General features: G+C 70.6%; 4 protein-coding genes and 1 pseudogene. 2 read left to right on the plus strand and 3 right to left on the minus strand.

Annotated features, from left to right (window positions below):
- Window positions 1-922, minus strand: a pseudogene (locus HG543_RS50810) (hypothetical protein); the annotation flags it as partial.
- 84 nt (window positions 923-1,006) lie between these two features.
- Window positions 1,007-2,959 (minus strand): pyridoxal phosphate-dependent decarboxylase family protein, encoded by a 1,953-nt coding sequence (locus tag HG543_RS50815; RefSeq protein ID WP_169352207.1) that lies wholly within the window; start codon window positions 2,957-2,959, stop codon window positions 1,007-1,009.
- 165 nt (window positions 2,960-3,124) lie between these two features.
- Here HG543_RS50815 and HG543_RS50820 point away from each other — a divergent pair, with 165 nt between their 5' ends.
- Window positions 3,125-4,453 (plus strand): DUF6193 family natural product biosynthesis protein, encoded by a 1,329-nt coding sequence (locus HG543_RS50820; protein ID WP_169352208.1) that lies wholly within the window; start codon window positions 3,125-3,127, stop codon window positions 4,451-4,453.
- A gap of 37 nt (window positions 4,454-4,490) precedes the next feature.
- Here HG543_RS50820 and HG543_RS50825 read toward each other — a convergent pair whose 3' ends face one another.
- Complete coding sequence (locus HG543_RS50825) at window positions 4,491-4,823, minus strand: hypothetical protein (RefSeq protein ID WP_169352209.1); 333 nt, start codon at window positions 4,821-4,823, stop codon at window positions 4,491-4,493.
- 207 nt (window positions 4,824-5,030) lie between these two features.
- On the opposite strand from HG543_RS50825, the gene HG543_RS50830 reads away from it, so the two are divergent.
- Complete coding sequence (locus HG543_RS50830; protein ID WP_169352210.1) at window positions 5,031-5,717, plus strand: COG1470 family protein; 687 nt, start codon at window positions 5,031-5,033, stop codon at window positions 5,715-5,717.
- Window positions 5,718-5,723 lie beyond the last annotated feature (6 nt).

Consider the following 5,723-nt stretch of genomic DNA (forward strand, 5'->3'; position numbering starts at 1 on the left):
GGGTGGAGGGGGGCAGCGTCTGCGCGAGCATCATCACGTCGAAGAGGAACCAGGCCACCCCCGCGAATGACAGGAGGGACACCCCTGTGAGCAGCACGATGTCGCCCCGGGCCTGGAGAAGCGGCGCCAGGAGCATCGGGCTCATCAGGAGCAACAGCGACGGGAGCGCGGAGCGCTTCGCGTGGGCGGTCCGGGCGAGGACGCGGAAGAAGTGGATGATGCCCAGGCCGCTGACCCATCCCAGGACCCAGGCCACGCCTGGGTAGGACGGGCTGCCAGCCAGAATGGAGGCCGTGGCGACCAGGATGCCGTGAGCCAGCCACGTGCCGAAGGAGAGCCATGCGGGACGGCGCAGCGCGGCCCCGGGCGCGCGGGTGAACCGGAAGAGCTGCACCGCCAGGACGGCCATCAGCACGAGGAGGACCAGCGCGAGGATTCTCGTCGGGTCTTCCAGCCAGCGGATGGGGGCGGGCATGGGCGTCCTCCCGGAACCGTAGGGCGCGATCAACACGATGACGACGACCCCCCAGACGAGCGCCAACACCGGCAGCGCGGCCGCGCTCAGCAGCACGAAGAACAGCAGGTTGCGCAGCCCCTTCAGCCCGGCGTGAACGCTCGACCAGTCGCCCACGGGTGCGGAGGTCTGGGTGGGAGGTGCTGGCACGGGTATGGCTCGAGCCTCCGGAGACGCCGGAGCGCGCCGAGCCGGCTCCACGGCCTCCGGGGAAGGCGTGGACGTCGCCGGGAACGCCTGCGCGCGCCTCGGTGCCTCCGTGGTGGACCCCAGGGGACGGCGCTCCGGCACCGCCTCGGAGGCCGTCTTCAGCGAGGCCAGGCAACGCCTGCACAGCGAACGGGCCGCGTCCTCGGCGGCCTTGAGCGCGACGACGAGACCACAGGTGGGACAGCGGACGTGAACCATGCTTCACCCCCAGACAGGCGGCAGCATGGCTCCTTCCAGGGATGAGCGCGCCGATATAATGGAGCGCCCATCAATCAATTCGGGTTATCGATTCACGTCGAGCTGCGTCCGCATCACCTCGCCCAACGTCTGGATGAAGCCGCGGATGTGGTCCACCTTCTGCCGTCGGGAGGCGAGGAACGGGTCCATCACCGTGCAGCGCAGCACGGCCACGCCGCCGGCCCGGTCGTAGTCCGCGGAGGTGAAGCCCAGCCGGTCGACAATGGGCAGGGCAGCCCGTCCGTACTCGGCGGCGCGCAGCACCGTCTTCGTCACGAAGTAGTCCGGCCGCCGGTGCGTGTCCGGGCCCACGCTCAGCGCGCGGTAGAGGCGGTCCACGAAGTCGTTGGTCGCCTCCAGCGTCTTCAGCGACGGGTGCCCCACCGCGAAGCAGACGATGTTCAGGTCCGACGGCGGCAGCAGCACCGGCGTGAAGGGCGCCCAGTCCCCGCTGGCGATGCGCCGGTGGAGCGCCATGGCGCCCTTGGCCGTCTCCCCCACCAGTCGCCCGTAGCCACTGGCGTCCAGGGGCAGCACCTTGTGGCTCATCCACACGGCGGACGCGGCGGCGCCGGGCTTGGAGCCCTCGAAGATGGAGCGGCCCAGGTAGGCGCTCTCGTTGCCGCCCGCATGAAAGAGGTAGGGCGCCTCCACCGACACGAGGTCGCGCACGCGCTTGTCCCGGAACGAGATGCTGCCGGCCGGGTAGGGCATGTAGCCCAGCTTGTGCGGGTCGATGGTCACCGAGTCGGTGCGCTCCAGCGCGCACAGGGCGCGGTAGACACCCTCGGAGGGCCACGCCTCCGGCGCGTAGTCCGCGAGCGTCTCCTCGTACGTCCGGCGCGCTCCGCCCGGGCCCCGGGTGATGGAGGCCGCATAGCCGCCCCAGGCCGCGTCCGCGTGCAGGTGGAAGGCGAGGCCCAGCTCGCGCCCGAGCCGCTCCCGCAGGTCCGCCAACTGGTCCAGCCGGTCCACCGCGCTCTCCTCCGTGGAGCCGATGACGGCCACGCAGGCGATGACGGGCTGACGGCGCACCGCCAGCGTGCGCAGCGTGTCCTCCAGCGCGGCGGGGGACATGCGGAAGTGCGTGTCCACCGGCACGTGGATGAGCTGCCGCGAGCCGATGCCCAGCGCCCGGCACGTCTTCTCCCACGAGTAGTGCGCCGTGGAGGGCACCAGCACCACACCCGGGGCCAGCGCGTCCTTGAACTCGGAGGACAGCCGCAGGCCGAACTCCTGGTAACCCAGCGACGCCAGCGAGTGGCGCATCACCAGTTCCATGGCGCTGCCGGCGTCGCCCACCTGCGCGCGGAAGCGCTCCAGCAGGTCCAGCGCCGCCTCGGGGGGCACGTTGAGGAGCTGCCACAGGCCCAGCTCGCGCAGGGGATGCTCGCGGCCATCCGCCAGCCGCACTCCCAGCTGGCGCAGGCCGGCCTCCTCCGCGGCGTGCCGCAGCGACACCGGGAGGTACTTCACGTTGCGCGCGACCCACAGGGCCTCGAAGTTGGCCACCGTGCCACCGGAGGTGAGGTGTCCCCAGAAGCGCTCCGGCGCGTAGCCCACCATCCGCGCGAGCTGCTCGGCCACCTCCAGCTCCAGCCGCGTGGTGACGGGTGAGGCCTCCGCGGACACGTTGTTGGGGTTGTAGAGCAGCGTGGCGAAGTAGCCGATGAGGCTCGCCATCGTGAGGTCCGAGCTCATGTGCCCGATGTAGCGGGGGCTGAAGGCGGGCACGCCGCCCTTGAGTTGGCTCAGCAGGCCCATCAGCTCCTGCGACAGCAGGGAGAGGGAGTCCTCGTAGCCCGGTGCGCGCTTGTCGGACTCCTGGATGAGGAAGCCATCCTCGGGGTGGAGGTTGCGCCGCCAGAAGATGTGGTCCCGGAAGGCCTCCAGCAGGAGGCGCTCGAAGATGTCCGCGTTCTCTCCCTTGGGGCCGAGGAAGAGCGCGCCCAGGTCGGGCGGGGCGGAGGCGGAGGGCTGTCGCGGGTGCGTGCTCATGGGGATGCACCCGGGATTGCAAGCCACGCGCCCTGGATGGGCGCCTTCCGGGCCCCCGCGGGCGGCAAAGCCTGCGCGCCCGCGGGCCACGGAGCGCAAGGCCTGCGCGGGGAGCGCCGTGACGATTTCGTTCTATGCTCCGGGGGCGTGAGCCTCCCGACCGAAATGAAGCGCCTGGCCAGTGGGCTGCGGGCGCTGGTGGCGCAGACCCTCGGGGAGCGCGGGACGCCCATCCCCGTGACGCTGACGGGAGCGGAGGTGAACTGGTTCGTCGAGGCCACGGTGGGCGCGCGCACCTGCCGGGTGCAGGTGTTCCAGTACCTGGACGGACCCATCAAGTACTCCGCCGACTTCATCGAAGCGGGGCACTCGGTGGCCCGAGGCGAGGACCTCTCCCAGGACGAGGTGGCGCGAGCGTGCGCCGCGTGGCTCCTCGACGCCGTCCCGCGCGAAGGGCTCCACCAGCGCTTTCCGTTCGTCGACCGCTCCAAGCGGCGGTTGGATGCGCTGCGGCCCGTGCTGGACGCGGCGCTGGAGCGGCGTGGGTCGCCGCTCCGGGGGCGGCGCGAGCACGGCCTTTCCTCCGAGGCGCTGTGGGTGGAGAGAGACGCGAGGACGTGCCAGCTCACCTGGCCCCCCGAGGGGGAGCAGCTCCACTGTTCCTTCCGGCACCGCCGTCGCTCGTTGGCGACGGTCGAGACGCGGGACACGGAGGCACTGGTGTCCGCGATGCTCCGGTGGATTGATGGAGGCGCACGCCCCTCCGAGCTGCGGGCGGAGTACCCGTTCGTGCGGCTCGAGCCGTACGCGCTCGCGCACGAGGAGGGGCGATTCGCGGAGTGGCGTTGGGAAGAGTCCTTGAAGCAGGCCCGGGCCGCCATGGAGAGCCGGGTCAGCTCACCCCTGGTGCCCCACCTGGAGCTGCTGGAGCGGCTGCACGCGCTGCCCTCCGCCCGCCGCTTCTATTTCTTCACCAGCCTCTGGACACTCAAGTTCTCGCGCTGTCCGGACTACAGCTCCTCCACCACGGGGCTGCCGTTCATCATCCCGCACCTGGAGACGGGGCCCGGGTCGGAGAGCTCCCGTGTATCGCGGCGCTTCATCGCCCACTGTGGCGGCCGGACGTACGAGGGAGATGCGGCCGGGGTCTGCCGCTTCGTCGAGTGGGTCTTCGATGCGGAGGTGGACTCCCTCTTCGACGGCAACCTCGAGGACGCCTTGATGGAGGACGTGGACCGGGCGCTCGCGGCGTCGGGGTCTTCGCTGCGCTGCCGCCGACACCGTGACGGGCGGGTGAGCGGCCTCGTCGTGGAGCATGGCGGACGGACCTGCAGACTCACCGCCGATGAGCCCCCCGGGGTGACGCTCGGCGCGGTGGTCCACTACTACGAGGGCCCGCTCGCGGAAGGCCACGTCGCACGCGAACGCTTCCGGGACGTGGCGTCACTCGTGCCCGCGCTCCGGGATTGGCTCGGAGAGGCGCCACGCTCGTAGTCGGGTGCGCGTCCTGCCCCGGGCCGGACGCTGCGCGTCAGGGCTCGATGACGGGCGGATCCTGACAGTAATTGCTGTTGATGTACGTGTTGCATATCGCGGACGGCGTGCTCGTGGGGCGCTTGCCGGAAGTGCAGCCCGTGCGCGGCGGCGTGTAGTTGACGAGCCGGCAGGTGGCGAGCGCATTCATGTCCAGGCAGCGCCCCGTCTGGTAGCCCTGGTAGTCCGTCTGACAGCGGGCGTTGTAGATGGGCTGGTCCACCGAGCCCAGGAACTCCTCGGCCGGCGTCGCTTCATCCTCGACGCCACACCCTGAAAGGCCGAGCGCCAGGGACATTCCCAACAGCGGAAGGAAGAGCTTGCTTCGCACGCAACACCTCCACGAACGGGATGATGTAATTGTATTTTAATTACAGATGAGACCACAAGGAGGCGGCCGCTCTTTTGATGCGCGCCGCGCAAGTTCCGGGAGGCCTCACGCAAATGGCGCTTCACCTGGGAGAGGGCATGGAATAGAAGGCCCCAACGCGGCGCTCCGTCGGGGGCCGGGAGCCGCTGCACAAGGACCTGCTGTTCCATGTACAAGGCTTGTGTCTTCCTGCTCTGCCTGCTGACGCTGGCGGGGACAGGCTGTGGTTCGGATGGAAGCGGCGAAGAGCAGCCGCCTCCGGTCACCACCCCCAAACCGGCCATCTCGGTGCGAGTCGATGTCGCCGGCTGGGTCGCCGAGGCGGGCAGCCGGCTGGAGCAGCCCATCTCCGTCCAGCGCAGCGGCGGGCATGCCGGCCCCATCCAGGTGGAGGCGCAGGGCCTGCCCGCGGGCGTCGTCCAGGCCCCACTGCGGATCGAGCCCGGCGCGGAGTCCGGTGTCCTCTCCCTGGAGGTGGGCGCCAACGTCGCCGCCGGCACCCATCCGCTGCGGGTGGTCGCGACGAGCGGGGACCTGACCGCCGTGGACTTCATCGCCCTGGTCGTCACGTCCCGGCCGGCCACGGGGACGGTGCAGCTGTCCTTCGAGACGCCGCGTCCCAAGGTGCTGAAGGGCGGGACGCACCAGCTCACGGTGCTGGTGACACGGACCGGTGGCGAGACGCCGGCCTTCCGCTTCGAGTCCGCGCTCGTGGCTCCGTGGATCAACGTGGGCGACGTCTCGGTGGCCGCCGATGCGACGCGCTTCGCCCTCCCGGTGACGGTGGACGCGCACCGTCCCGTGGGCCCGGTGGAGCTTCCCCTGGTGATGGTGCTGTCTCTTATAAACCGCTGACGCTGC

Origin of the sequence: Pyxidicoccus fallax (genome assembly GCF_012933655.1) — a bacterium.
GTDB classification, from domain to species: domain Bacteria; phylum Myxococcota; class Myxococcia; order Myxococcales; family Myxococcaceae; genus Myxococcus; species Myxococcus fallax.